Source organism: Nocardioides sp. zg-1228 (assembly GCF_017086465.1).
Classification (GTDB): Bacteria; Actinomycetota; Actinomycetes; order Propionibacteriales; family Nocardioidaceae; genus Nocardioides.
In genome coordinates this window covers 2,622,992-2,645,947 of the sequence record NZ_CP070961.1, presented here as the reverse complement: position 1 = coordinate 2,645,947, position 22,956 = coordinate 2,622,992, and the positions used below count along the sequence as shown (strand labels likewise).

Annotated in this window: 26 protein-coding genes; 19 read left to right on the top strand and 7 right to left on the bottom strand. The window is 73.5% G+C overall.

Annotated elements, in window-relative coordinates; translation table 11 throughout:
* Positions 1-17: 17 nt before the first annotated feature.
* Complete coding sequence (locus JX575_RS12780) at positions 18-740, bottom strand: IclR family transcriptional regulator (protein WP_186340895.1); 723 nt, start codon at positions 738-740, stop codon at positions 18-20.
* 78 nt (positions 741-818) lie between these two features.
* On the opposite strand from JX575_RS12780, the gene leuC reads away from it, so the two are divergent.
* From leuC to JX575_RS12765, 3 genes are all read left to right on the top strand, one after another.
* Complete coding sequence (gene leuC / locus JX575_RS12775; RefSeq protein WP_186340896.1) at positions 819-2,243, top strand: 3-isopropylmalate dehydratase large subunit; 1,425 nt, start codon at positions 819-821, stop codon at positions 2,241-2,243.
* Positions 2,244-2,246: 3 nt separating this feature from the next.
* Positions 2,247-2,846, top strand: a complete 600-nt coding sequence (leuD, locus tag JX575_RS12770; RefSeq protein WP_186340897.1) for a 3-isopropylmalate dehydratase small subunit — start codon at positions 2,247-2,249, stop codon at positions 2,844-2,846.
* A gap of 114 nt (positions 2,847-2,960) precedes the next feature.
* Positions 2,961-3,635, top strand: a complete 675-nt coding sequence (locus JX575_RS12765; protein ID WP_186340898.1) for an HU family DNA-binding protein — start codon at positions 2,961-2,963, stop codon at positions 3,633-3,635.
* Positions 3,636-3,670: 35 nt separating this feature from the next.
* On the opposite strand, the gene cofC is transcribed toward JX575_RS12765, so the two are convergent.
* Complete coding sequence (gene cofC / locus JX575_RS12760) at positions 3,671-4,333, bottom strand: 2-phospho-L-lactate guanylyltransferase (protein ID WP_186340899.1); 663 nt, start codon at positions 4,331-4,333, stop codon at positions 3,671-3,673.
* Positions 4,334-4,458: 125 nt separating this feature from the next.
* On the opposite strand from cofC, the gene JX575_RS12755 reads away from it, so the two are divergent.
* Positions 4,459-5,256 carry a lysophospholipid acyltransferase family protein gene (locus tag JX575_RS12755; RefSeq protein ID WP_241005142.1) on the top strand — a complete coding sequence of 266 codons (798 nt, stop codon included), beginning with the start codon at positions 4,459-4,461 and terminating at the stop codon, positions 5,254-5,256.
* A complete protein-coding gene (locus JX575_RS12750; RefSeq protein ID WP_186340900.1) occupies positions 5,253-6,254 on the top strand; it encodes an NAD(P)H-dependent glycerol-3-phosphate dehydrogenase in 1,002 nt (333 codons plus the stop codon). The genes JX575_RS12755 and JX575_RS12750 overlap by 4 nt, the downstream gene beginning before the upstream one ends.
* Positions 6,255-6,328: 74 nt before the next feature.
* On the opposite strand, the gene JX575_RS12745 is transcribed toward JX575_RS12750, so the two are convergent.
* On the bottom strand, positions 6,329-7,402 hold the full coding sequence (locus JX575_RS12745; protein ID WP_186340901.1) for an aminotransferase class I/II-fold pyridoxal phosphate-dependent enzyme: 1,074 nt from the start codon (positions 7,400-7,402) through the stop codon (positions 6,329-6,331).
* A 32-nt stretch (positions 7,403-7,434) separates the two neighbouring features.
* On the opposite strand from JX575_RS12745, the gene JX575_RS12740 reads away from it, so the two are divergent.
* A complete protein-coding gene (locus tag JX575_RS12740; RefSeq protein ID WP_186340902.1) occupies positions 7,435-8,592 on the top strand; it encodes a D-alanine--D-alanine ligase family protein in 1,158 nt (385 codons plus the stop codon).
* A 40-nt stretch (positions 8,593-8,632) separates the two neighbouring features.
* Here JX575_RS12740 and JX575_RS12735 read toward each other — a convergent pair whose 3' ends face one another.
* The gene (locus JX575_RS12735) at positions 8,633-9,148 is read right to left on the bottom strand and encodes a DUF3515 domain-containing protein (protein WP_206054388.1); all 516 of its coding nucleotides are present in this window, start codon (positions 9,146-9,148) and stop codon (positions 8,633-8,635) included.
* A 14-nt stretch (positions 9,149-9,162) separates the two neighbouring features.
* Positions 9,163-9,399 (bottom strand): Lrp/AsnC ligand binding domain-containing protein, encoded by a 237-nt coding sequence (locus JX575_RS12730; protein ID WP_090972075.1) that lies wholly within the window; start codon positions 9,397-9,399, stop codon positions 9,163-9,165.
* Positions 9,400-9,516: 117 nt separating this feature from the next.
* On the opposite strand from JX575_RS12730, the gene JX575_RS12725 reads away from it, so the two are divergent.
* Entirely contained in the window at positions 9,517-10,479 is a 963-nt protein-coding gene (locus JX575_RS12725; protein ID WP_186340903.1) for a thiamine-phosphate kinase, read from the top strand.
* A 258-nt stretch (positions 10,480-10,737) separates the two neighbouring features.
* Here JX575_RS12725 and rpmB read toward each other — a convergent pair whose 3' ends face one another.
* Positions 10,738-10,923 carry a 50S ribosomal protein L28 gene (rpmB, locus tag JX575_RS12720; RefSeq protein ID WP_056602600.1) on the bottom strand — a complete coding sequence of 62 codons (186 nt, stop codon included), beginning with the start codon at positions 10,921-10,923 and terminating at the stop codon, positions 10,738-10,740.
* 231 nt (positions 10,924-11,154) lie between these two features.
* Here rpmB and JX575_RS12715 point away from each other — a divergent pair, with 231 nt between their 5' ends.
* The 4 genes from JX575_RS12715 to coaD are packed head-to-tail and all read left to right on the top strand — an operon-like array spanning position 11,155 to position 16,149.
* Complete coding sequence (locus JX575_RS12715; protein ID WP_186340904.1) at positions 11,155-12,804, top strand: DAK2 domain-containing protein; 1,650 nt, start codon at positions 11,155-11,157, stop codon at positions 12,802-12,804.
* Between the two features lie 16 nt (positions 12,805-12,820).
* Entirely contained in the window at positions 12,821-15,028 is a 2,208-nt protein-coding gene (locus tag JX575_RS12710; RefSeq protein WP_186340905.1) for an ATP-dependent DNA helicase RecG, read from the top strand.
* 10 nt (positions 15,029-15,038) lie between these two features.
* Positions 15,039-15,608, top strand: a complete 570-nt coding sequence (gene rsmD / locus JX575_RS12705; RefSeq protein ID WP_186340906.1) for a 16S rRNA (guanine(966)-N(2))-methyltransferase RsmD — start codon at positions 15,039-15,041, stop codon at positions 15,606-15,608.
* Positions 15,609-15,660: 52 nt separating this feature from the next.
* Complete coding sequence (gene coaD, locus JX575_RS12700; protein ID WP_186340907.1) at positions 15,661-16,149, top strand: pantetheine-phosphate adenylyltransferase; 489 nt, start codon at positions 15,661-15,663, stop codon at positions 16,147-16,149.
* A gap of 26 nt (positions 16,150-16,175) precedes the next feature.
* Here the strand turns inward: coaD and JX575_RS12695 are convergent, their stop codons facing one another.
* Entirely contained in the window at positions 16,176-16,844 is a 669-nt protein-coding gene (locus JX575_RS12695; protein WP_186340908.1) for a hypothetical protein, read from the bottom strand.
* A 156-nt stretch (positions 16,845-17,000) separates the two neighbouring features.
* Between JX575_RS12695 and JX575_RS12690 the strand changes: the two genes are divergently transcribed.
* The 8 genes from JX575_RS12690 (at position 17,001) to JX575_RS12655 (ending at position 22,956) form a co-directional block, all read left to right on the top strand.
* A complete protein-coding gene (locus JX575_RS12690) occupies positions 17,001-18,155 on the top strand; it encodes a histidine kinase (RefSeq protein ID WP_206054387.1) in 1,155 nt (384 codons plus the stop codon).
* On the top strand, positions 18,152-18,847 hold the full coding sequence (locus tag JX575_RS12685; RefSeq protein ID WP_241005141.1) for a response regulator transcription factor: 696 nt from the start codon (positions 18,152-18,154) through the stop codon (positions 18,845-18,847). Before JX575_RS12690 ends, JX575_RS12685 begins: the two co-directional genes overlap by 4 nt.
* 113 nt (positions 18,848-18,960) lie before the next feature.
* On the top strand, positions 18,961-19,560 hold the full coding sequence (locus tag JX575_RS12680; RefSeq protein ID WP_241005140.1) for a YceD family protein: 600 nt from the start codon (positions 18,961-18,963) through the stop codon (positions 19,558-19,560).
* Positions 19,561-19,612: 52 nt separating this feature from the next.
* Positions 19,613-19,798: a 50S ribosomal protein L32 gene (gene rpmF, locus JX575_RS12675; RefSeq protein ID WP_056906555.1), complete on the top strand. Its 186-nt coding sequence runs from the start codon at positions 19,613-19,615 to the stop codon at positions 19,796-19,798.
* Positions 19,795-20,517: a ribonuclease III gene (gene rnc / locus JX575_RS12670; protein ID WP_222129590.1), complete on the top strand. Its 723-nt coding sequence runs from the start codon at positions 19,795-19,797 to the stop codon at positions 20,515-20,517. The genes rpmF and rnc overlap by 4 nt, the downstream gene beginning before the upstream one ends.
* Positions 20,518-20,520: 3 nt before the next feature.
* The gene (mutM, locus tag JX575_RS12665; RefSeq protein WP_186340911.1) at positions 20,521-21,393 is read left to right on the top strand and encodes a bifunctional DNA-formamidopyrimidine glycosylase/DNA-(apurinic or apyrimidinic site) lyase; all 873 of its coding nucleotides are present in this window, start codon (positions 20,521-20,523) and stop codon (positions 21,391-21,393) included.
* A 77-nt stretch (positions 21,394-21,470) separates the two neighbouring features.
* Positions 21,471-21,665, top strand: a complete 195-nt coding sequence (locus JX575_RS12660; RefSeq protein WP_186340912.1) for a hypothetical protein — start codon at positions 21,471-21,473, stop codon at positions 21,663-21,665.
* 46 nt (positions 21,666-21,711) lie between these two features.
* Positions 21,712-22,956 (top strand): MFS transporter, encoded by a 1,245-nt coding sequence (locus JX575_RS12655; protein WP_186340913.1) that lies wholly within the window; start codon positions 21,712-21,714, stop codon positions 22,954-22,956.

Below are 22,956 nucleotides of genomic sequence, written 5' to 3'. Positions count from 1 at the left end.
GGGGGCTGCTCCGGGGGCTACTCGGCGGCGGCGCGGCGCAACGACTCCGAGAGCCGGTCGGCCGCGGCGAGGACGGCGGGCGCGTGCATCCGCCCGGGCTGGCGCGAGAGGCGCTCGAGGGGACCGGAGACCGAGACCGCGGCGATCACCTTGCCGCCGGGGGAGCGGACCGGGGCCGACACCGAGGCGACGCCCTGCTCGCGCTCGCCCACCGACTGCGACCACCCGCGCCGGCGGATCCCCGACAGCGCCGTGGCGGAGAACGCGGCGTTCTGCAGGCCGCGGTGCATGCGCTCGGGGTCCTCCCAGGCGAGCAGGATCTGCGCGGCCGAGCCGGCGTTCATGGTCAGCTGTGAACCGACCGGGATGGTGTCGCGGAGTCCGGAGGGGCGCTCGGCAGCGGCCACGCACACGCGGTGCTCGCCCTGGCGGCGCCACAGCTGCGCGGACTCGCCGGTGATGTCGCGCAGCCGGGCCAGGACCGGGCCTGCGGAGGCGAGCAGGCGGTCCTCGCCGGCGGCGGCGGAGAGCTCGGCGAGCCGCGGGCCGAGCACGAACCGGCCCTGCATGTCGCGCGCGACGAGGCGGTGGTGCTCCAGGGCCACCGCGAGGCGGTGCGCAGTCGGGCGGGCCAGCCCGGTGCCGGCGACCAGGCCGGCGAGGGTGGCCGGTCCGGCCTCCAGCGCTGCGAGCACGAGCGCCGCCTTGTCGAGAACGCCGACGCCAGATCCGTTGTCCATATGCCGATATTGTCATCTCAGGGAGTGGGATGCAAGATGTAGCGTCGTTCCACCGCACGCAAAGAAGGAGATCGAGTCATGGGCAAGACCCTGTCCGAGAAGGTCTGGGACGAGCACGTCGTCCGGAGCGCCCCCGGGGAGCCCGACCTCCTCTACATCGACCTCCACCTGCTCCACGAGGTGACCTCGCCGCAGGCGTTCGACGGGCTCCGACTGGCCAATCGCCCGGTGCGCCGTCCCGACCTCACCCTCGCGACCGAGGACCACAACGTCCCCACCCTCGACTGGGACAAGCCGATCGCCGACCCGGTGAGCCGCACCCAGGTCGAGGCGCTGCGCAAGAACGCCGCCGAGTTCGGCGTGCGGCTCCACCCGCTCGGCGACGTCGAGCAGGGCATCGTCCACGTCGTCGGCCCCCAGCTGGGCCTGACCCAGCCGGGCATGACCATCGTGTGCGGCGACTCGCACACCTCCACGCACGGGGCCTTCGGCGCCATCGCCTTCGGCATCGGCACCTCCGAGGTCGAGCACGTCCTCGCCACGCAGACCCTCACCCAGGCGCGGCCCAAGACCATGGCGGTCACCGTCAACGGCAGCCTGCCCGAGGGGGTCACCGCCAAGGACCTCGTGCTGACCCTGATCACGCACACCGGCACCGGCGGCGGCCAGGGCTACATCGTGGAGTACCGCGGCCAGGCCATCGAGGAGCTCTCGATGGAGGGCCGCATGACGGTGTGCAACATGTCGATCGAGTGGGGGGCCAAGGCCGGCCTCATCGCTCCCGACCAGACCACCTTCGACTACATCGAGGGCAAGCCGGAGGCGCCCCAGGGCGCCGACTGGGACGCCGCCGTCGCGCACTGGAAGACGCTGCGCACCGACGACGACGCCGTCTTCGACAAGGAGATCGTGCTCGACGCGTCCACGATGACGCCGTTCGTCACGTGGGGCACCAACCCCGGCCAGGGTGCGCCCCTGGGCGCGAGCGTCCCGAGCCCCGACGACTTCGACGAGCCCAACGACAAGGTCGCGACCGAGAAGGCCCTGCAGTACATGGGCCTCGAGGCCGGCACTCCGCTGCGCGAGGTCAAGGTCGACACGGTGTTCGTGGGCTCCTGCACCAACGGTCGCATCGAGGACCTGCGGCTCGCCGCCTCGATCCTCGACGGCCGCCGGGTCGCCGACGACACCCGCATGCTGGTGGTGCCCGGGTCGGTGCGCGTACGCCTCCAGGCCGAGGCCGAGGGCCTCGACCGGGTCTTCGTCGCCGCGGGCGCCGAGTGGCGTGGCGCCGGCTGCTCGATGTGCCTGGGGATGAACCCCGACCAGCTCGCCCCCGGCGAGCGGAGCGCGTCGACGTCCAACCGCAACTTCGAGGGCCGCCAGGGCAAGGGCGGTCGTACGCACCTCGTCTCGGTGCCCGTCGCCGCGGCCACCGCCGTGCGCGGCACCCTCTCCTCGCCCGCCGACCTGGCTCCCGTCGCCGACCTGCAGGAGGTCTGACCCATGGACAAGTTCACCACCCACACCGGCGTCGGCGTGCCGCTCAAGCGCAGCAACGTCGACACCGACCAGATCATCCCGGCCGTCTACCTCAAGCGCGTCACGCGCACCGGCTTCGAGGACGGACTCTTCGCGGCGTGGCGCAACGATCCCGACTTCGTGCTCAACGACCCCACCTACGCCACGGGGTCGGTGCTCGTCGCCGGTCCCGACTTCGGCACCGGGAGCTCGCGCGAGCACGCCGTCTGGGCGCTGCAGAACTACGGCTTCAAGGTCGTCATCTCCTCGCGCTTCGCCGACATCTTCCGCGGCAACTCCGGCAAGGCCGGGCTGGTCGCGGCGCAGGTCGACGAGAAGGTCGTGCAGCGGCTGTGGGACTGGCTCGACGACAACCCCGGCGGCGAGATCACCGTCGACCTGGAGAGCCGCACCATCCGCGCGGGCGTCGGCGAGGACGCCGTCGAGGACTCCTTCGACATCGACGACTACACGCGCTGGCGGCTGCTCGAGGGCCTCGACGACATCGGCATCACGCTGTCGCACGACGCCGAGATCACCGCCTTCGAGGCGGGGCGACCGAGCTGGAAGCCCGTCACGGCCTGAAAAACCCCTGCAAACAAGGGCGATGGTGATTGTCCTCACCCTCCCATGTCCCTAGCGTGCTAGAGAGGGTCGAGCACGAGCTCGGCGTCCGAGGTTCATTGGGAAGGGAAGCTAGTGAACAAGTCAGAGCTCATCGACGCGCTCGCCGCGCGTTACGAGGGGAACCGCAAGCAGGCGGCCCACGCACTGGAGTCCGTGCTCGACACCATCACCCGCGAGGTCGCGAAGGGGGAGAAGGTCGCGATCACGGGCTTCGGCTCCTTCGAGAAGGCCGTCCGCAACGCGCGCTGGGTCCGCAACCCGCAGACCGGCGAGCGGATGAAGTCGAAGAAGAAGTCCGTGCCGAAGTTCTCCGCCGGCAAGGAGCTCAAGGACGTCATCTCGGGGTCGAAGAAGCTTCCGAGGCTGACGGCCGCGACGATGCCCAAGCCGCCCGGTGTCCGGGCCGCCGCGTCAGCCGTCACGGGAGCTGCCACCAAGAAGTCGGCACCGGCCAAGCCCACGACCTCGAAGTCCACCGCGGCCAAGAAGTCCAGCACCGCCAAGTCCACGGCGTCCAAGACCACGACCGCCAAGAAGTCGACCGCCAAGAAGGCCGGCAGCTCCACCGCCAAGACCGCGTCCAAGACCGCGTCCAAGACCACCGCCTCCAAGGCGCCTGCGAAGAAGACGGCCACGAAGTCGACCGCGAGCACGTCCACCAGCTCCTCGACGGCCAAGAAGGCACCGGCCAAGAAGACCACCACCAAGAAGACCACGGCCAAGAAGAGCACCGCGAAGAAGTCCTGACGCCGCAGCCCTGCTGCCGCGCCGACACGGGCGGGTCACCCCGAGCGGGTGGCCCGCCCGTCGCATGCCCGCGTCGTGTGCGGGCCGACGCCGGCCAGCAGCACGGTCTCCAGGTCGTCCGCGTCGTCGACGTCGGTGCGCACGCTGGTCGCGCGGGAGCCGACCTCCACCGCGCCGGCCTGCTCGTGCCGTGACGCGGACGAGGGCCCGAACGCCGGGTCGAACCGCCCGGCAGCGGCGGCGTACAACGTGGTGCCCGCACCGGAGCGGTCGCGCACGAAGGCGCTGCGGCCGGCCGCGACCTGCTCGCGCACCTCGGCGAGCACCCCCGCGAGCTCCACGGGCCGAAGTCCCGGCAGGTCGGCGCACAGGGCCACCGGAACGGCGCCCGGCCAGCGGCGCGTCACCTCCGCGGCGGCCTGCACGAGGGTGGCGTTGAGGTCGTCGCTGACGCCGTCGGGGATCACCGCGCAGCCAAGCGTGCGCACGGCCGCGGCGAGGCGGTGGTCGTCGGTCACGACGAGCACCGCGTCCACGCCCGGCGTCGCGGCGGCGGCCTGCACGGTGTCGAGCGCGAACGCCTCGGCGAGGGCACGGCGTTCGTCGTCGCCGAGCCCGGTCAGCCGGGACTTGCCGTGGGCGGGCGGCTTGACGGGCACGACGACCACGTAGCGGTCGGTGGGGGCGACGACGGACACCCGGAGATCCTGCCACCCGGGTCCAGCGTGCCGGTGTGGTCCCTGCGCCGCGCCGACCGGATAGCCTGCTCGCGACACACAGGAGCATCCGGGCCGGGCCCGCGAGCACAGCAGGATCGGGAGGGGTGACGGTGCGCGTCAGGAAGCTGGAGCGGAAGCGTGGCTGGGCGATGACCGTCGCCGCGTCGATCCTCAAGCCGACCCTGCTCACCGCCACCTCGCGGACCTGGATCGACGGCGAGAAGATCCCGGCCACGGGCGGTTGCATCGTGGCGATCAACCACCTCTCGCACGTCGACCCGCTGCTCTCGGCGCACTTCGTCTACGACCACGGCCGGCTGCCGCGCTACCTCGCGAAGTCCGGGCTGTTCACCAACAAGTACCTCGGCGCCTTCCTCACCGCTGCCGGCCAGATCCCCGTCGAGCGGCTCAGCCGCAACGCGATCGGCGCCTACGACGCCGCGGTGCAGGCGATCAGCGACGGCGAGTGCCTCATCGTCTACCCCGAGGGCACGCTGACCCGCGACCCCGACCTGTGGCCGATGAAGGGCAAGACCGGGGCGGCGCGGATCGCGCTGGCGACCGGCTGTCCCGTGATCCCGGTCGGGCAGTGGGGTGCCCAGGACGTGCTCCCGCCCTACACCAAGCGGCCGCACCTCGTGCCGCGCAAGACCATCGTGATGAAGGCCGGCGACCCCGTCCCGCTCGACGACCTCCTCGCGCGGCCGCAGTCGGCGGAGACCATCGCCGCCGCGACCGAGCGCATCATGGCCGCGATCACCGCCCTCGTCGCCGACATCCGTGGCGAGGACGCCCCGGAGCAGCGCTTCGACCCGCGCGCCAGCGGCGTACGCGAGATCGGCAACCCCCGCGACGAGGCACCCGTCCGGGGCCACCGCACGAACAGGAAGCGCACCCGATGACGAAGATCGCAGTGTTCGGTGCCGGGTCGTGGGGCACCGCCTTCTCGCTCGTGCTGGCCGACGCCGGCAACGACGTGGCCCTCTGGGCGCGGCGCGAGGAGGTCGTGGAGGCGATCAACGATCGCCGCGAGAACACCGACTACCTGCCGGGCGTCGAGCTGGCGCCGTCGATCACGGCGTCGACCGACCCCGAGAAGGTCGCCGCCCACGCCGACGTCGTCGTGCTGGCCGTGCCGTCCCAGAGCCTCCGCGAGAACCTCACGGAGTGGGCCCCGGTCCTGCCGGAGCAGGCCACCCTGGTCTCGCTGATGAAGGGCGTCGAGCTCGGCTCCCTGATGCGGATGAGCGAGGTCATCCAGGAGGTCACCGACGGGCCGGGCGACCGGATCGCGGTCATCAGCGGCCCCAACCTGGCGCGCGAGATCGCCCGCCGCGAGCCCGCCGCCTCGGTCGTCGCCTGCGTCGACGAGGACCGGGCCAAGCACCTCCAGGCCCTCACCCACGGCCCGTCGTGGCGTCCCTACACCTCCGTCGACGTCCTCGGGTGCGAGATCGGCGGCGCCTACAAGAACGTCGTGGGTCTCGCCGTCGGGATGGCGGTCGGCCTGGGCTTCGGCGACAACACGACCGCGTCGGTGATCACCCGCGGTCTCGCCGAGACCGCCCGCCTCGCCACCGCCCAGGGCGCCAACCCGCTGACCCTCATGGGGCTCGCCGGCCTCGGCGACCTGGTCGCCACGTGTTCCTCGCCGCTCTCGCGCAACCGCACCTTCGGCGAGCGCCTCGGCCAGGGCATGACCACCGCCGACATCTACGCCACGACGCGTCAGGTCGCCGAGGGTGCCAAGTCCTGCAAGTCGCTGCTCGAGCTGGCCCGGCGCACCGGCGTGGACGCCCCGATCGCCGAGGCCGTCGACGCCGTCGTCGACGGCAAGATGACCGCGCTCGACATGATGAACTCGTTCATCGCCCGCGACACCAAGCCCGAGCTGCACTGAGAGACGTCATGGGAATCGCCGGTCCGGACCGGGGATTCCCATGGCGTCGCGGTCGTACGCGCGCTGCGGGGTCGTCAGCCGACGCAGCCGTCGAGCGCGGCGCGGAGGTCGTCCCAGAGGTCCTCGACGTCCTCGATGCCGACGGAGAGCCGCACCAGGCCGTCGGGGATGGTGGCCGCCTCGGCCTTCCAGCGCCGGCGGCGCTCCAGGGTCGACTCGACGCCGCCGAGCGACGTGGCGTGGATCCACAGCCGGGTCTTGCGGCTGAGCAGGTCGGCGGCCATCTCCCCCTGGGCGAGCACGATGCTGACGATCGCGCCGAAGCCGGGGTAGCGCACCTCCGACAGCGCGGGGTGCTCGGCGAGCCGGCGGGCCAGCTCCTGGGCGTTGGCCTGCGCGCGCTCGACGCGCAGGTGCAGGGTGCGCAGGCCGCGCAGGGTCAGCCACGCCTCGAACGGGCCGGGGATCGCCCCGACGAGGTCGCGACGTCCCTTGAGCACGCCGTGGAGCTCGTCGTCGCGGGTGACGATCGCGCCCATCTGCACGTCGGAGTGCCCGGCGAGGTACTTGGTGGCGGAGTGCACGACGATGTCGACGTCGTCGTCGAGGGGCCGCTGGAGCAGGGGAGTGGCGAAGGTGTTGTCGACCACGACGTACGCCCCGGCCTCGTGCGCCGCCTTCGTGATCGTGGGGATGTCGGCGACCTCCAGGGCCGGGTTGGTGGGCGACTCCAGCCACACCAGCGCGGCGCCGTCGCAGGCCGCCACCACCGCGTCGGTGTCGGTGACGTCGACCAGCTCCGCCCTGAGCCGGCCCCGGGCCTCCAGGTCGGCGAGCTGCATGATCGTGCCGGTGTAGCCGTGCCGTGGCGCGACGACCTTTCCCTCCGCGCCCACCAGGTCGAGCACGGTGGCGACCGCGGCCAGGCCGGAGGCGAAGGTCAGGCAGCGGCCGCCCTCCAGGGCGCCGAGCGCGTCCTCCAGCGCCGTCCACGTCGGGTTGCCGTAGCGCCCGTACTCCACCTCGCCGCCGGCGACGTAGGTCGCCGCCATCGTGATCGGGGTGTTGAGCGGCGCGTCGGGGACCTTGTCGGGCCGACCGGCCGTGACGGCGATCGTGCCGGGCCTGAGCGGTGAGTCTGCAGCCATGCGCGCCAGCGTAGGTGGATAGGGTCGAGGCGATGAACGACACTCCCCCCGGCACCACCTCGGACCCCACCCCCGACTCCGCTACGCGCAAGCCGCGCGTCGCCGTCGTCTTCGGGGGCCGCTCCTCCGAGCACGGCATCTCCTGCGTCACCGCCGGGAGCGTGCTGGCCGCGATCGACCGCGGGGCCTACGACGTGGTGCCGGTCGGGATCGCCACCGACGGGCGGTGGGTGCTCGAGCGCGACGAGCCGGCGCGTCTTGCGATCCGGGGCAGCGACCTCCCGCAGGTCGACGCCGACCGGTCGCCCGTCGCGCTGCGGGGCGCGACCACGGGCACCGACCTCGTCGTCACCGAGGCGTCCAGCGTCCCGTCGGTCATCGGCGAGGTCGACGTGGTGTTCCCGCTGCTCCACGGGCCGTGGGGCGAGGACGGCACCCTCCAGGGCATGCTCGAGATGGCCGGCGTGCGCTACGTCGGCTCCGGCGTGCTCGCCTCGGCGATCGGCATGGACAAGGCCTACATGAAGGTGGTCCTGCAGGCCGCCGGGCTGCCGGTCACGCCCGGCATCGTCGTCACCCGCACCGAGTGGGAGCAGGACCCCGTCGGCTGCCGCGCCCGGATCGAGGAGCTCGGGTTCCCGTCGTTCGCCAAGCCGGCCCGCGCCGGCTCGAGCATGGGCATCAGCAAGGTCCACGACGCCACCGAGGTCGCGGACGCGCTCGAGGAGGCGTTCCGCCACGACCCCAAGGTGCTCGTCGAGCACTCGATGGAGGGTGCCCGCGAGGTGGAGTGCGGCGTGCTCGGCACGTTCGAGGGACCGCCCGAGACCTCGCGCCCCGGCGAGGTGCGCACCGGCGGAGACCACGAGTTCTACGACTTCGAGGCCAAGTACCTCCCCGACCAGCACACCGAGATCGACATCCCCGCCCACGTCTCCGCCGAGACCGAGCAGGAGCTGCGCGCGATGGCGGTGCGGGCGTTCGAGGCGCTGTCGTGCGAGGGGCTCGCCCGGGTCGACTTCTTCCTCATGCCCGACGGGTCGCTGGTGATCAACGAGCTCAACACGATGCCGGGGTTCACGCCGACCTCCATGTATCCCCAGCTGTGGGCGGCCACCGGCATGTCCTACCCCGACCTCGTCGACCGGCTCGTCCAGCTGGCGCTGCGCCGCGACACCGGCCTGCGCTGAGCGGTCACAGGCAGGATCACCGGCAGGATCCCAGCCAGGGTCACAGGCAGGGGAGGCCCTCGCGCAGGTGCTCCTTCAGCGCCGGCGCCAGGTCGGCGAGCGCGCGGTCGATCCCCTCGGTGCGGTAGTCGGCGGGCACCGTGAGCTCGACGAGCGGGTCGAGGGTGAGGGCCACCGGCGTCGCGGTCTCCGAGATGTCGGTGAGCTGGTCCGGGGTGACGTACCAGCCGACGCCCGCGATGACGCTGCACTCCGCCGTGGGCTCGTAGTCGTCGGGCCGCTCCACGCCGCAGGAGAGGACGTAGGCCGGATCGCCCCAGGCCGCGCCGAGCGCCCCGGCGGGCTCCACGTCGCGACGCTCCTGGCCGGCGAGCGTGTCGGGGAGGTCGGCGACCAGCGCCTCGCACGCGGCGCGGTCGCGCTCGGACAGGTCGACGTCGTCGATCCTCGGTGCGCCCGAGCACCCGGTGCCCGCGCCCAGGACGAGGACGCCGAGGGTGACGGACGTGACGACGCCCCGGCCCGTGGTGGGGCCGAGGCGTCGAGGCGGCTGCACGGGGGCCGGGTCGCTCAGATGTGGACGACCGGGCAGGTGAGCGTGCGGGTGATGCCGTCGAGGTTCTGCACCTTGGACACGACGAGCTTGCCCAGCTCGTCGACGTTCTTGGCCTCGGCGCGGACGATCACGTCGTAGGGACCGGTGACGTCCTCGGCGAGCGTGACGCCGTTGACCTGCGCGATCTCGCGGGCGACCTCGGCGGCCTTGCCGACGTCGGTCTGGATCAGGATGTAGGCCTGGACGACCATCGTGGACTCCTCGGTCTCGTTCATCGGGTGTGACGGACACAACCTATCGCGCGGCGAGCCGGCCCCGACAGGGGACGGGTGCGACCCGGGCGGCCTGCCGTCTGGTGGGATGGGCCCATGGCACTGGCAGCGGACGCAACCCTCGGTGACGCCGGCGAGTTCGGCCTCATCGCCGAGCTCATCGCCCAGCTCGGCGATGCCACCGAGGCCGACGAGCACGTGCTCGTCGGCCCCGGCGACGACGCCGCCGTGCTGCGGGTCAAGCGCGGCCACGTCGTGGTCTCCACCGACCTGATGGTCGAGGGCCGCCACTTCCGCCGCGACTGGGCCAGCGCCGCCGACGTGGGCCACCGGGCCGCCGCGCAGAACCTCTCGGACGTCAACGCCATGGGCGGGGTCGCCCGCCACCTCACCCTCGGCCTGGCCGCGCCGGCGGACCTCCCGGTGGCGTGGGCGCTCGACTTCGCCCGCGGCGTCGCGGAGGAGTGCGCGGGCATCGGCGCGACCGTCGTCGGCGGCGACCTGACCCGCGCCGACCAGCTGACGATCGCGGTCACCGTCCTCGGCGAGTGCGCCCAGGCGCCGGTCCTGCGCTCGGGCGCCCGGCCGGGCGACGTGCTCGCGCTGACCGGCCGCCAGGGGTGGGCCGCCGGTGGGCTGGCCGTCCTCGGCCGCGGGTTCCGCTCGCCGCGGGTGCTGGTGGAGGCCTACCGCCGCCCCGAGCCGCCGTACGCCGCGGGCCGGGTCGCCGCAGAGGCGGGGGCGACCTCGCTCATCGACATCTCCGACGGCCTCCTGGCCGAGGCCGGGCACATCGCCGACGCGAGCGGCGTCGCGATCGACGTCCGCACCGGGGCGTTCGCGATCCCCGAGCCGCTCCAGGCCGTGGGCGCCGCCCTCGGCGCCGACCCGATGCAGTTCATCCTCGGCGGCGGTGACGACCACTCCCTGCTGGCCACCTTCCCCGACGTGGCGTCGGTGCCCGCCGGGTGGCAGGTGATCGGCGAGGTGCTCGAGGGGGAGGGCGTCACCGTCGACGGCGGGGCGTACGACGGCCCCACCGGCTGGGTCCACTTCTGAGCCTCCTGGCCCCTGAGTCTCCTGGAGACTCAACGCCGACCTGACCGCGCCGGGCGGGCTCGCCCGGCGCCGATCGGCGGCGATCGGTGCCGACCTGGAGGGGGAGTCTGACACTTCGAGGGGGTTGCAACGGCCTCCAGGTGTCGGAGTCCCCGCTCGAGCGGGGACTCCGACAAGCCGCCAGAAGCCGCGGACACCACCCACGCACGACGAAGCCCCCGGCGCAGAGCGGCGGGGGCTTCGATCGACGACGTCAGGTCAGCGGGAGACCTTGCCGGCCTTGAGGCAGCCGGTGCAGACGTTGAGGCGCTTGGGCGTGCCGTTGACGGTCGCCCGGACGCGCTGGATGTTGGGGTTGAAACGACGCTTGGTGATCTTGCGCGACCAGGGACGGTTGTTTCCGAAGCCCGGCTTCTTGGCGCAGATGTCGCAGACGGCAGCCACCGTGCACTCCGATCCGTTCGAGGTTGATAGAGATGTTCGTGAGGCCCGCACCCCGCATGAAGCGGCAGCAGGCAACCGCGCAAGAGTAGCCGAGGACCCGGGGCGGGATGAAATCGTAGCCCCGCGCAATGCGGGCACTAGCCTGTGGCGCGCACCACATCGCCCCACATTGCGCGATGAGAACCCGCCGGAACCCTGACAACCCACGAGAACCCGGAGCAGACCGACCCGATGGAGCACGTCACCCACGGCATCACCCTCGACGGTGTCGCGCGGTTCGTCGACATCGCGACGGACGCGCTCTCGTCGGCGCGCGAGGAGATCGACGCGCTCAACGTCTACCCGGTGCCCGACGGCGACACCGGCACCAACATGTTCCTCACCGTCTCCGCGGCCCGCGACGCGTTGCGCGAGGCGATGGCGGACGACCCCGGGCTCGCGCTCGGCGACGGGATGGCCGTGCTCGCCCGGGCCGCGCTCATGGGCGCTCGCGGCAACTCCGGGGTGATCCTCAGCCAGATGCTGCGTGCCTACGTACGTCACCTCGCCGGCGCCGCGGTCGCCGACCGGCCGGCCGAGACGATCGCCGCGGCGATGGCCGAGGCGACCGAGGCCAGCTACGCCGCCGTCGGCGTCCCCGTCGAGGGCACCATCCTCACCGTCGCGCGGGCCGCCTCGGACGCGGCGGTCGAGGCGGCGGCGGGCGGGGCGCGCACCCGCGACGTGTTCACCGCCGCGGCGGCCGCCGCCCGCGCGGCCCTGCTGCGCACGCCCGAGCAGCTCGACGTGCTGGCCCAGGCCGGGGTCGTCGACGCCGGCGGCCGCGGGCTCTGCGTCGTGCTCGACGCGGTCGAGACCACCGCCACCGGACGCCGGCCCACGCCGTTCTCGGCCCCCCTCGGCACGCACCACATCCCCGTGGCCACGCTGGCCCCGGGTGACGACCTGACCGAGGACGGCCCCGGCTACGAGGTGATGTACCTGCTCGACGTCGACCCCGAGAGGGAGCAGGAGCGGGTCGTCGAGCTCCGTGCGCGGCTCGGACCGCTCGGCGACAGCCTGGTGGTCGTCGGGGGCGAGGGCCTGTGGAACGTGCACGTGCACGTCGACGACGTCGGCGCCGCCATCGAGGCCGGGATCGCCGCCGGCCGGCCGCACCGCATCCGGGTCACCCACTTCGCCGACCTGGTCGCCGGCCGGCAGAGGGCCTCGACCCGCTCGGGCCGTCGCGTCGTCGCGGTCGCCGCCGGCGACGGACTGGCCGAGCTGTTCGCGTCGGCCGGCGCGGTCGTCGTGCCCGGCGGGCCCGGCCGTCGCCCGTCGACCGGCCAGCTCCTCGAGGCGGTCGTCCAGTGCGGCGCGCACGAGGTCGTGGTGCTCCCCAACGACGCCGACAGCGTGCGGGCCGCGGAGATCGCGGCGCGTACGGCCGAGGCGGAGCACGACGTCACCGTCGAGGTGATCCCGACGCACGCGCAGGTGCAGGGCCTGGCCGCCATCTCGGTCCATGAGCCCGGTCGTGCCTTCGACGCCGACGTCCGCGAGATGACCGCGACCGCCCGCCACGTGCGCCACGGCGCGGTGACCGTCGCCGCCCGCCGGGCCATCACGATGGCCGGCCCGTGCGAGCCCGGCGACGCGCTCGGCGTCATCGCGGGCGACTTCGCGGTGGTCGGCTCCGACCTGGGCGAGGTCGCCACCGACGTGCTGGAGCGCCTCCTCGCCGGCGGTGGCGAGCTGGTGACGATCGTGTCGGGCGACGGCGGCGAGGAGCTCGCCCGCCAGATCGCCGCCCACGTCGAGCAGCGCCACCCCCACGTCGACGTGGCGGTCCACGACGGCGGCCAGTCGCGCTACCCCCTGCTGGTCAGCGTGGAGTGAGCGGCAGGATTCACGCATGGTCGCGATCACCCCGGACAGCCCCATCGGGGCGGTGTTCGGCAACCACCACAAGAAGCGCAAGCTGGCCGAGGAGGGCCTCGGGCTCGCGACGGTCGGCGACCTGCTGCGCCACTTCCCGCGCCGCTACGTGGCGGCCACCGAGCTCTCGGAGGTCGCCACGCCCGTCGCCGGCGACCAGCTCACGATCGTGGGGGAGGTGCGCTCGTGCGAGAGTGCGTCCTTCTTCAGCGGCAACCGCCGCCAGTTCCGGACGACGGTGCGGCTGCGGACCGACGGCCCCGACTTCTCCGTCACCCTGTTCAGCCCTTACGCCACCATGGTCGAGCGCCACGAGGCCGAGTTCCGCCCCGGGGCGCGGGCCGTCTTCACCGGCAGGGCCAAGCAGTTCCGCGGCAGCTGGCAGCTCGAGCAGCCCCACGGGTTCGCGCTCGACGGCCCGGACGCCCCGCGGTTGAGCAAGCTGATGCCGGTCTATCCGCTGACCGCCAAGCTCTACACCTGGGACATCCAGAAGGTCGTGGCGACGGCGCTCGACCTCGTCACCGACGTCCCGGACGTGCTGACTCCCGAGCTGCGCGAGCGCTTCGGCGTGCTCGACGTGATGCAGGCGCTGCGCTGGATCCACGCCCCGGACGACTGGACGCAGGTCGGCGCCGCGCAGAAGCGGTTCCGCTTCGAGGAGGCGCTGGTGCTCCAGCTCGTCCTCGCCCGCCGGCGCGCGGCCCACCGGGCCCAGGGCGCGCGGGCCCGCGTGCGCCGCGACGACGGGTTGCTGGCCGCCTTCGACGAGCGGCTGCCGTTCGAGCTCACCGGCGGTCAGCGCGAGATCGGCGACCTCGTCGCCGAGGAGCTCGGCCGCGACCACCCGATGAACCGCCTGCTCCAGGGCGAGGTGGGCTCGGGCAAGACCCTGGTCGCCCTGCGCGCGATGCTCCAGGTGGTCGACGCCGGGGGACAGGCCGCCCTCCTCGCCCCGACCGAGGTCCTGGCCCAGCAGCACCACCGCTCCGTCTCCGCCATGCTCGGCGACCTCGCCCAGGGCGGCATGCTCGGCGGCGACCCGCGCGCCACCCAGGTCGTGCTGCTCACCGGCTCGATGGGCAAGGCGGCCCGCCAGGAGGCGATGCTGCGGATCGTGACCGGCGAGGCCGGCATCGTCATCGGCACCCACGCGCTGCTCGAGGACCGGGTGGAGTTCGCCGACCTCGGCCTCGTGGTGGTCGACGAGCAGCACCGCTTCGGCGTGGAGCAGCGCGCGGCGCTGACCGACAAGGCCGGCTCGCCTCCGCACGTGCTCGTGATGACGGCGACGCCGATCCCGCGCACGGTCGCGATGACGGTCTTCGGCGACCTCGAGACCTCCGTCCTCGCCGAGCTGCCCGCGGGCCGCGCGCCGATCCAGACCAACGTCGTGCCGCTGGCCGAGCAGCCCACCTGGATCGAGCGGGTGTGGCAGCGGGTGCGTGAGGAGGTCGAGCAGGGGCACCAGGCGTACGTGGTGTGCCCCCGCATCTCCGGCGACGCGGGGGAGGAGGGCGAGACCGACCAGCTCGACTTCGACGACGAGGGGGCCGAGATCGCGCCCAAGCGGTCGCTCGCGGCGGTCGAGGAGGTCCACGCCGAGCTGGCGGCCGGCGCCCTCGCCGGGCTCCGCACCGCCGTCCTGCACGGGCGGATGGCGCCCGACGACAAGGACCGCACGATGCGCGCCTTCGCCGCCGGGGAGATCGACGTCCTGGTGTCCACGACGGTCATCGAGGTCGGCGTCGACGTCCACAACGCCACCACGATGGTGCTCCTCGACGCCGACCGGTTCGGCGTCTCCCAGCTCCACCAGCTGCGCGGCCGGGTAGGTCGTGGCGGCCTGCCCGGGCTGTGCCTGCTCGTCTCGCACGCCGACGCCGGCAGCCCGGCGCGCGAGCGCCTCGACGCCGTCGCCTCGACCACGGACGGCTTCGAGCTGAGCCGCGTCGACCTCGAGCAGCGGCGCGAGGGCGACGTGCTCGGCGCCAACCAGTCGGGCTTCCACTCCAGCCTCGTCACACTTCGGGTACTCCGCGACGAGAAGACGATCGTCCGGGCCCGCGAGGCCGCGGAGGCGCTACTCTCCGAGGACTTCGCGCTCGGGCAGGCGCCCGACCTGGCCGCCGCGGTTGCCGAGGTCGAGCGCTCGGCGGTGTCGGGATTCATGGAGAAGGGCTGAGCACGGGGACATGACTCGCATCATCGGGGGAACGGCCGGAGGTCGACGGCTGGAGACGCCTCGCGGCCAGACGACCCGTCCGACGAGTGACCGGGTGCGCGAGGCCCTGTTCTCGGCGATCGAGTCGCGCACCGGGTCGCTCGACGGGCTGCGGTTCCTCGACCTGTACGCCGGCTCCGGCGCCGTGGGCCTCGAGGCGTGGTCGCGGGGCGCGGGCGTGGTGACCATGGTCGAGCAGGACCGCCGCACGGCCGCCCTGATCTCCCGCAACGCGGCCACCCTCGGCTTCTCGCGCGCCCGGGTGGTGGCGGCATCGGTCGCGGCGTTCCTCGCCTCGCCCCCCGCGGCGCCCTACGACGTGGTGTTCTCCGACCCGCCCTACCCGACCCCCGACGCCGCGGTCGACGCCGACCTGGTCGCGCTGGTCGCGCAGGGCTGGCTCGTGCCGGGCGCCCTGGTGGTGGTCGAGCGGGCCGCGAAGCGCACGGTGCTGACCTGGCCGCCGGGCATCGAGGAGGACCGCACGCGCCGCTACGGCGAGACCGCCCTTTGGTACGGTCACGCCACCGTGGCCCCCTGAGCCCGCCGACCACCCGCGGGAGCAGAGCCGTCCCTGCGAAGGAAGGACGCCCGTGCGTCGCGCTGTCTGCCCCGGGTCCTTCGACCCGGTGACCAACGGCCACCTCGACATCGTCGGGCGCGCCGCCACCCTCTTCGACGAGGTCGTCGTCGCCGTCGGCACCAACATGAGCAAGAACCGGCTCTTCACCCCCGACGAGCGCATCGCGATGCTCGAGGAGGCCACCGCCGGCATCGCCAACGTGCGCGTCGCCGGGTTCGACGGCCTCATCGTCGACTTCTGCCGCGAGATCGAGGCGGTCGCCATCGTCAAGGGCCTGCGCGGGGCCGGTGACTACGAGTACGAGCTGCCGATGGCCCAGATGAACTCCCACCTCACCGCGGTGGAGACGGTCTTCCTGCCCGGTGCGGTCGGCAACGCGTTCGTCTCCTCCAGCCTGATCAAGGAGGTCGCGGCGCTCGGCGGCGACGTGCGCGGCTTCGTGCCCGACGCCGTGCACGCTCGCCTCCTCGCCCGCCTCGCCGAGCGCGCGCAGGCCTAGCCCCCGCGCGCCGGCCGGCGCCGGTCTCACGACCGTGCGCGTCGCGCCGCGCCGGCGATCAGCACGCCGCAGGTGATCGAGGCGAGCACGCCGAACGCCACGGTCTTCCACGCGAAGGGCAGGAAGTCGCAGACCACGGCGGCGAGTGCCGGCAGCACGACCCACCACCCGACCCAGCCCGCCCGCGCGCCGGCGCATGCCAGCAGCAGCAGGCCGAGCATCAAGCCCGGGATCAGGGCCAGGAACGTGACGCCACCCGCGGCGCCGGACTCGCCGATGCGTTCCATCACCGGTGCCGTACCGGGGTCGACGAGGTAGAGGTCGCGCGCGATCAGCTCCGCGGTCCGCAGCCCGGCCAGGCCGGCCGTCCCGAGGAGCCCGAGGCCCGCCGCGATCCTGCCGACCACCCGCCCGCGGCCGTCGGGCAGGCAGCCGAGCCGGACGAAGAGGGCGCCGATCACCGGCGCCGCGAGGAACGACATCACGTAGCTGACGAGCAACGGCCCCTCGTGCGCGACCACGAACGCGGCCCGTGCCTGCGGGTCGTCCGCGGCCGACATCGCCTGGTGCGGCGCGACGACCTCGCTGACGGCGACCAGCAGGAAGCCGCTGAGCAGCAGCCACCACGATCGTGAGGGGGCGTCGGGCCGCGGGGGAGCGGGCGCGTCGTGCGTGGCGAGGGTGGTGGTGGACATGGCTTCCTCCTGGTCGGGTGCGTGGGGCTCCGACGCTAGGAACGGCCGCGTGGCCCTCGGCACCCTCGCGACGACCGACCCGACCCTCCTGCGGGCGGGTCCGCACCCTCCTGTGGACGGGGCCGGACGCCTCGTCGCGGCAGTAGCGTCGTGCCTGTGGTGAGGTGCCCGGGGCGACACACGAGCGGTGGCGACGTCGCGCTCGCGGCGCTGCTCGCCCTGGGTGCGGCCGTCGAGACCCTGCTGGTGTCGCAGGCCGACCACGCGCCGGCCCGCGCCGCGCTGGCCGTGGCGACGTGCGGCGCGCTCGCGTTCCGGCGCCGCCACCCGCTGGGCACGGCGACGGCGGTCTCGGTCGGTCTCGCGGTCGAGTCGGTGGCGCTCGAGTCGCCCGACGAGGTGGGCGTCCTGCTCGCCACCGTGGTGGCGTCGTACTCGCTCGCGGCCTACGCGACGCGTCGTGACGGCGTCGTCGGCGGGGTGCTCCTCGCGATGGCCCTGGCGATGGCCATCGCGCTGGACCCGTCCGACTCGCCGGTCAACATCCTGCCCACCCTCATGCTCTTCCTCGCCGTGCCGGCGGCGCTCGGCCTGGCCGTGGGGCGACGACAACGCCGCATCGACGAGCTCGAGCGCGAGCAGCGCGAGGCCACTGCCGCAGCGGTCCAGCGCGAGCGCGCGCGGATCGCCCGCGAGCTGCACGACGTGGTGGCGCACGCCGTGACGCTCATCGCAGTGCAGGCCGAGGCGGGGGCGACCGTCGCCGAGGGCGATCCCGCGGCGGCCCGGAGGTCGCTGCTGGCCATCGGTGACGTCAGCCGCGAGGCGCTCGAGGAGCTGCACCGCCTGCTGGGGCTGCTGTCCACCGAGGACGAGACCGGCGCCGCGCCGGACGACCTGGGCCCCGGCTCGCTGGAGGCGCTCGCGGCCGGCGTGCGGGCCGCCGGGCTCGCGGTGCGCACCGACCTCGCGCCGCTCCCGGTGCTGCCGCCCGACGTCGGGCGCTGCGTGCACCGCGTGGTGCAGGAGGGCCTCACCAACGCCCTGAGGCACTCCAGCGGCGAGCTGGCCGAGGTGCGCATCGACGTCGTCGCCGAGGAGCTGCGGGTCGTGGTCGACAGCACCGGCCGGCGGCACGCGTCGTCGTACGGCGGGAGCGGGCGCGGCCTGGCCGGCCTCCGCGAGCGCGTGGAGGCGCTCGGCGGCGAGCTGGCTGCCGGTCCGCGCGAGGGCGGGTTCGTGGTCGAGGCGCGGCTGCCTCTCGCGCGCGAGCGTCGGGCCACCGCGCCCGAGCGGGACGGGGCCCGGTGAGCGCGCCCGCGCCGCCCCCCGCGCCGCTGCGGGTGGTCGTCGCCGAGGACGAGACGCTCGTGCGCGACGGGCTGGTGGCCATCGTCGCCGCGGCACCCGATCTCGACGTCGTCGGCACGGCCGCCGACGGTGAGGAGGCGGTCGCCGCGGCGCAGGCGTTGCTGCCCGACGTCGTGCTGATGGACGTCCGGATGCCGCGGCTCGACGGGGTCGGGGCGACCCGGCGGATCGTCGGTGCGGGCCTGGCCTCCCGCGTCCTGGTGCTCACCACCGTGCACGACGACGCGGTCGTGGCCGCGGCGCTGCGCGAGGGTGCGAGCGGCTTCCTGCTCAAGAGCGTGCGCCGCGAGCAGCTCTGGGCGGCCGTACGCGCCGTCCACGCCGGCGACACCCTGCTGGCCCCCGACGTCACGCGCCGGCTCGTCGAGCAGCACCTCGCGCGTCCTCCGGTCGGCGACGGCTCCTCGCTCGGCCTGACGCCGCGCCAGGCCGACGTCGTGCGCCTCGTCGCGCGCGGGCTGTCCAACGCCGAGGTGGCTGCGCGGCTGCACCTGGCCGAGTCGACGGTCAAGGGCTACCTCAGCGAGGTGCTCGTGCGCCACGGGCTGCGCGACCGCACCCAGGTCGTCGTGCTCGCCTACGAGTCCGGCCTCGTCGCCCCCGGCGACGCGGGCGGCGGCCCCCGGCCGTAAGACCCTCGTCCGGGGCCGCACCAGACTCGTCGCGTGTCACTCGTTTTGCCCCTCTGCCCGGGCGCCGGATACGATTCCGAGGTTGTGTTGGTGTCCAGATGTGGGAGTTCGACGTGAGCAGCCTGGACCCGAGGTCGCCGCTCGTGCTCGATACACGCGAGCTCGGGCGCCGTCCGGGGTCCCAGCGTGAGCTCGAGCTCTCCGTTGCGGCGCCGGCACAGCTTGGCATCGAAGTCCTCCGTGTCCCCGAGGGATCGCCGGTCGAGCTCGACCTGCGACTCGAGGCGGTCATGGAGGGCGTGCTGCTCACGGGCACGGCCACGGCCGCGCTCGAGGGGGAGTGCGTACGCTGCCTGGAGCCGATCGAGGACGAGGTCCACGTGACGCTGCAGGAGCTCTACGTCTACCCCGACCAGCACGACAGGGCCGCGGAGCACGACGACCGCGACCTCGACGACGAGACCAGCCGGCTCGAGGACGACCTGCTCGACCTCGAGCCCCTGCTGCGGGACGCGGTGGTGCTCGCACTACCCTTCCAGCCGCTGTGCATGGACGATTGCCCCGGGTTGTGCACCGAGTGCGGTGCCCGGCTCGCGGACGACCCGGACCACACGCACGACGCGCCGATCGACCCCCGCTGGGCCGGGCTCCAGCAGCTGGCGCAGACCGAGCAGGACAGCGAGCACGACCCCCAGCACGACCCCCAGGACTGAACCATCTCGCCGGGAATCCCCGGCAGAGCAACGCAAGCAACAGGAGACCACCATGGCTGTTCCGAAGCGGAAGATGTCGCGCAGCAACACGCGTCACCGCCGTTCGCAGTGGAAGGCCGTCGCGCCGACCCTCGTCACGTGCGCCAACCCCGCCTGCGGCGCCAAGCACCTCCCGCACCGTGCGTGCGGCCAGTGCGGCCAGTACGGCGCCCGGGCCGACCGTCGCCAGGTCCTCTGACCAGCGACGAGCTCCGCGCAGCGCTCGGTGATCCGGTCCTGGATCCCGAGCTGCTGCAGCGTGCCCTGACGCACCGCTCGTACGCCTACGAGAACGGCCAGATCCCGACCAACGAGCGACTGGAGTTCCTCGGTGACTCCGTCCTCGGGGTCGTGGTCACCGAGTCGCTCTACCGCGCCCACCCCGACTTCTCGGAGGGCCGGCTGGCCAAGCTGCGTGCCGCGGTGGTCAACGCGCGCGCCCTGGCCGACGTCGCCCGCCAGATCGGGCTGGGCGAGCACATCAAGCTGGGGCGCGGCGAGGAGACCACCGGCGGCCGCGACAAGGCCTCCATCCTCTCCGACACCGTCGAGGCGGTCATCGGCGCGATCCACCTCAGCGGTGGCATCGACGAGGCCGCCAAGGTCGTCCACCTGCTCTTCGACCCGGTCATGGAGGCCGCGGCGTCGATGGGCGCGGGCCTGGACTGGAAGACCTCCCTGCAGGAGCTCGCCGCCGACCGGGGCCTCGGCGTGCCCGAGTACCTCATCGAGGACGACGGCCCCGACCACATGAAGACCTTCGTGGCCCGCGTACGCGTGGGCGAGCAGGTCCTCGGCAACGGCACCGGCCGCTCCAAGAAGGAGGCCGAGCAGGGCGCCGCCGAGACCGCCTACCGCGAGATCAAGGCGGCCGAACCCGCGGGCCGCACGGCCGAGCCGGCCGGCGCCGACGCCTGAGCCGTGCCCGAGCTCCCCGAGGTCGAGGTCGTCCGGGCCGGCCTCGAGCGCCACGTCGTGGGGGCTCGCATCGACGCCGTCGAGGTGCTCCACCCGCGGCCCGTCCGTCGTGACCACCGCGGGTCGACCGGGTTCGTCGCCGCCCTGCGGGGCCGGCGCATCGAGGCCGTCCGCCGCCGCGGCAAGTACTTCTGGCTCGCGCTCGACAACGACGACGCGCTCCTGGGCCACCTCGGCATGAGCGGGCAGATGCTCCTCCACGAGCCGGGCGCGCTCGACGAGCGCCACCTGCGGGTCCGCTTCCGTCTCGCCGCCGCCGACGGGCGGCCACTCGAGATGCGCTTCGTCGACCAGCGGATGTTCGGCGGGCTGGTCGTCTCGGCCGGCGGGGCGCAGCTGCCGACCGAGATCGCGCACATCGCCCGCGACCCGATCGACCCCGAGTTCGACGACGACGAGTTCGTCCGGCGCGCGCGCCGTCGCACGTCCGCGATCAAGCGGCTGCTGCTCGACCAGGGATTGGTCTCCGGCGTCGGCAACATCTACGCCGACGAGGCCCTGTGGCGCGCCCGCCTGCACGGCGAGCGGCCGGGGGACCGGCTCACCGGCACGGTGCTGCGCGACCTGCTCGGCCACGTGCGCGAGGTGATGGGCGAGGCGCTGGCGCAGGGGGGCACGTCCTTCGACGCCCTCTACGTCAACGTCAACGGCGAGTCCGGCTACTTCGACCGCTCCCTCGACGCCTACGGGCGCGAGGGCGAGCCGTGCCGGCGCTGCGGCACGCCGATCCGCCGGATCTCGTTCATGAACCGGTCGTCGTTCTTCTGCCCGCGGTGCCAGCGACCGCCCCGTGCCCGGAGCGCCCGGGCGCATTGACCGGTGCCCCGCGCGGTGGGACTCTAGGAGACGGCCGGAACGTCGGCCGGACGACTCGACCTTTCGAAAGGCTCCCCATGGCCAAGGCGCTGTTGGGTCATGTGCACAGCGACGTGCGGACCACGTCCGTCCTCGCCGCCGAGAACCATCGGCTCCGCCGCAGGGTCGCCGACCTGGAGGCGCTGGTGCTGCGGCTGGAGGCCGACAACGACCGGCTGGCCGCGGCGGCCCTGGTCGGCGAGCGCGTCGTCGAGGACCTCCAGCCCGCCTGAAAACCGCGGTGCGCGGGCGGTGCCGCCCCCGTAGGCTCACCTGCTTGTGAGTCGCATCGTCGAGACCGTCTTCCCGGCGCGCCTCGGGACGGGCTTCCGGTGGCTCGTCGGGTCGTCCTGGGTGACCAACCTCGGCGACGGGGCGCTCATCGCGGCTGGCCCGCTGCTGGTCGCGTCGCAGACCCGCAACCCGATCCTGGTCGCGTCCGCCATGATCGCCCTCCAGGCACCGTGGCTGCTGGTGGGGCTGTTCGCCGGCGCGCTGGCCGACCGGCTCGACCGGCGGCTGGTGATGATGGTCGCCAACTCGGTGCGCGGACTCGTCCTGGCCGGGCTGTGCGTCGTCATCGCGACCGGCCACGTCAACATCGCCCTCGTGCTCGCGGCCCTGCTCGCGCTCGGCACGGCCGAGACCTTCGTCGACGCCACCGCCGGCACGCTGACCCCGATGCTGGTGGACAAGAGCGACCTCGGCATCGCGAACTCGCGGCTGATGGCCGGCATGATCACGGGCAACCAGCTCGTCGGTCCGGCCGTCGGCGCGCTGCTGTTCTCGGTGGGCATGGTCTGGCCGTTCGCCGTCACGGTCGCCTGCATCGTCGTGGGCGTGGTGCTCGTCTCGCGCATCGGCACCCCTCCGGGGGCGGTCCGCGGCGACGTCGACACCCACCTCCGGCAGGACATCGCCGACGGGGTGCGCTGGCTGGTGGGCAACCCGCCGGTGCGCACGCTGGCGATCATCATCGTCGTCTTCAACGTCACCTGGGCGGCCCCGTGGTCGGTCCTGGTGCTGTGGGCGCTGGAGCGGGTGGGGATCGGCGAGGCGGGCTTCGGCCTGCTCACCACGTCCTCGGCGATCGGCGGCCTGCTGGCCACCTTCTCCTACGGACGCCTCGAGCGGCTGGTGCCGCTGGCCACGCTCATGCGGGCGGTGCTGCTGGCGGAGGTCGTCTTCCACCTCGCCATGGCGCTCACCACCTCGCCGTGGGCGGCGTACCCCCTGATGCTCTTCTTCGGGGCGTACGCCTTCGTCTGGGGCACGTTGTCGCAGGCGGTCCGCCAGCGCGCGGTGCCGGCCGAGCTGCAGGGCCGCGTCGGCTCGGTCTACATGATCTGCGTGATGGGCGGCATGCTCCTCGGCTCGCTGCTCGGCGGGCTCATCGCCGGCGCGTGGGGGCTGACCGCGCCGTGGTGGTTCGCCTTCGTGGGCTCGGGCGTGACGCTCGCGCTCGTGTGGCGCTCGCTGGGACACATCGCCCACAACGACGAGGTCGCCGCAGCCGCCGCCTGA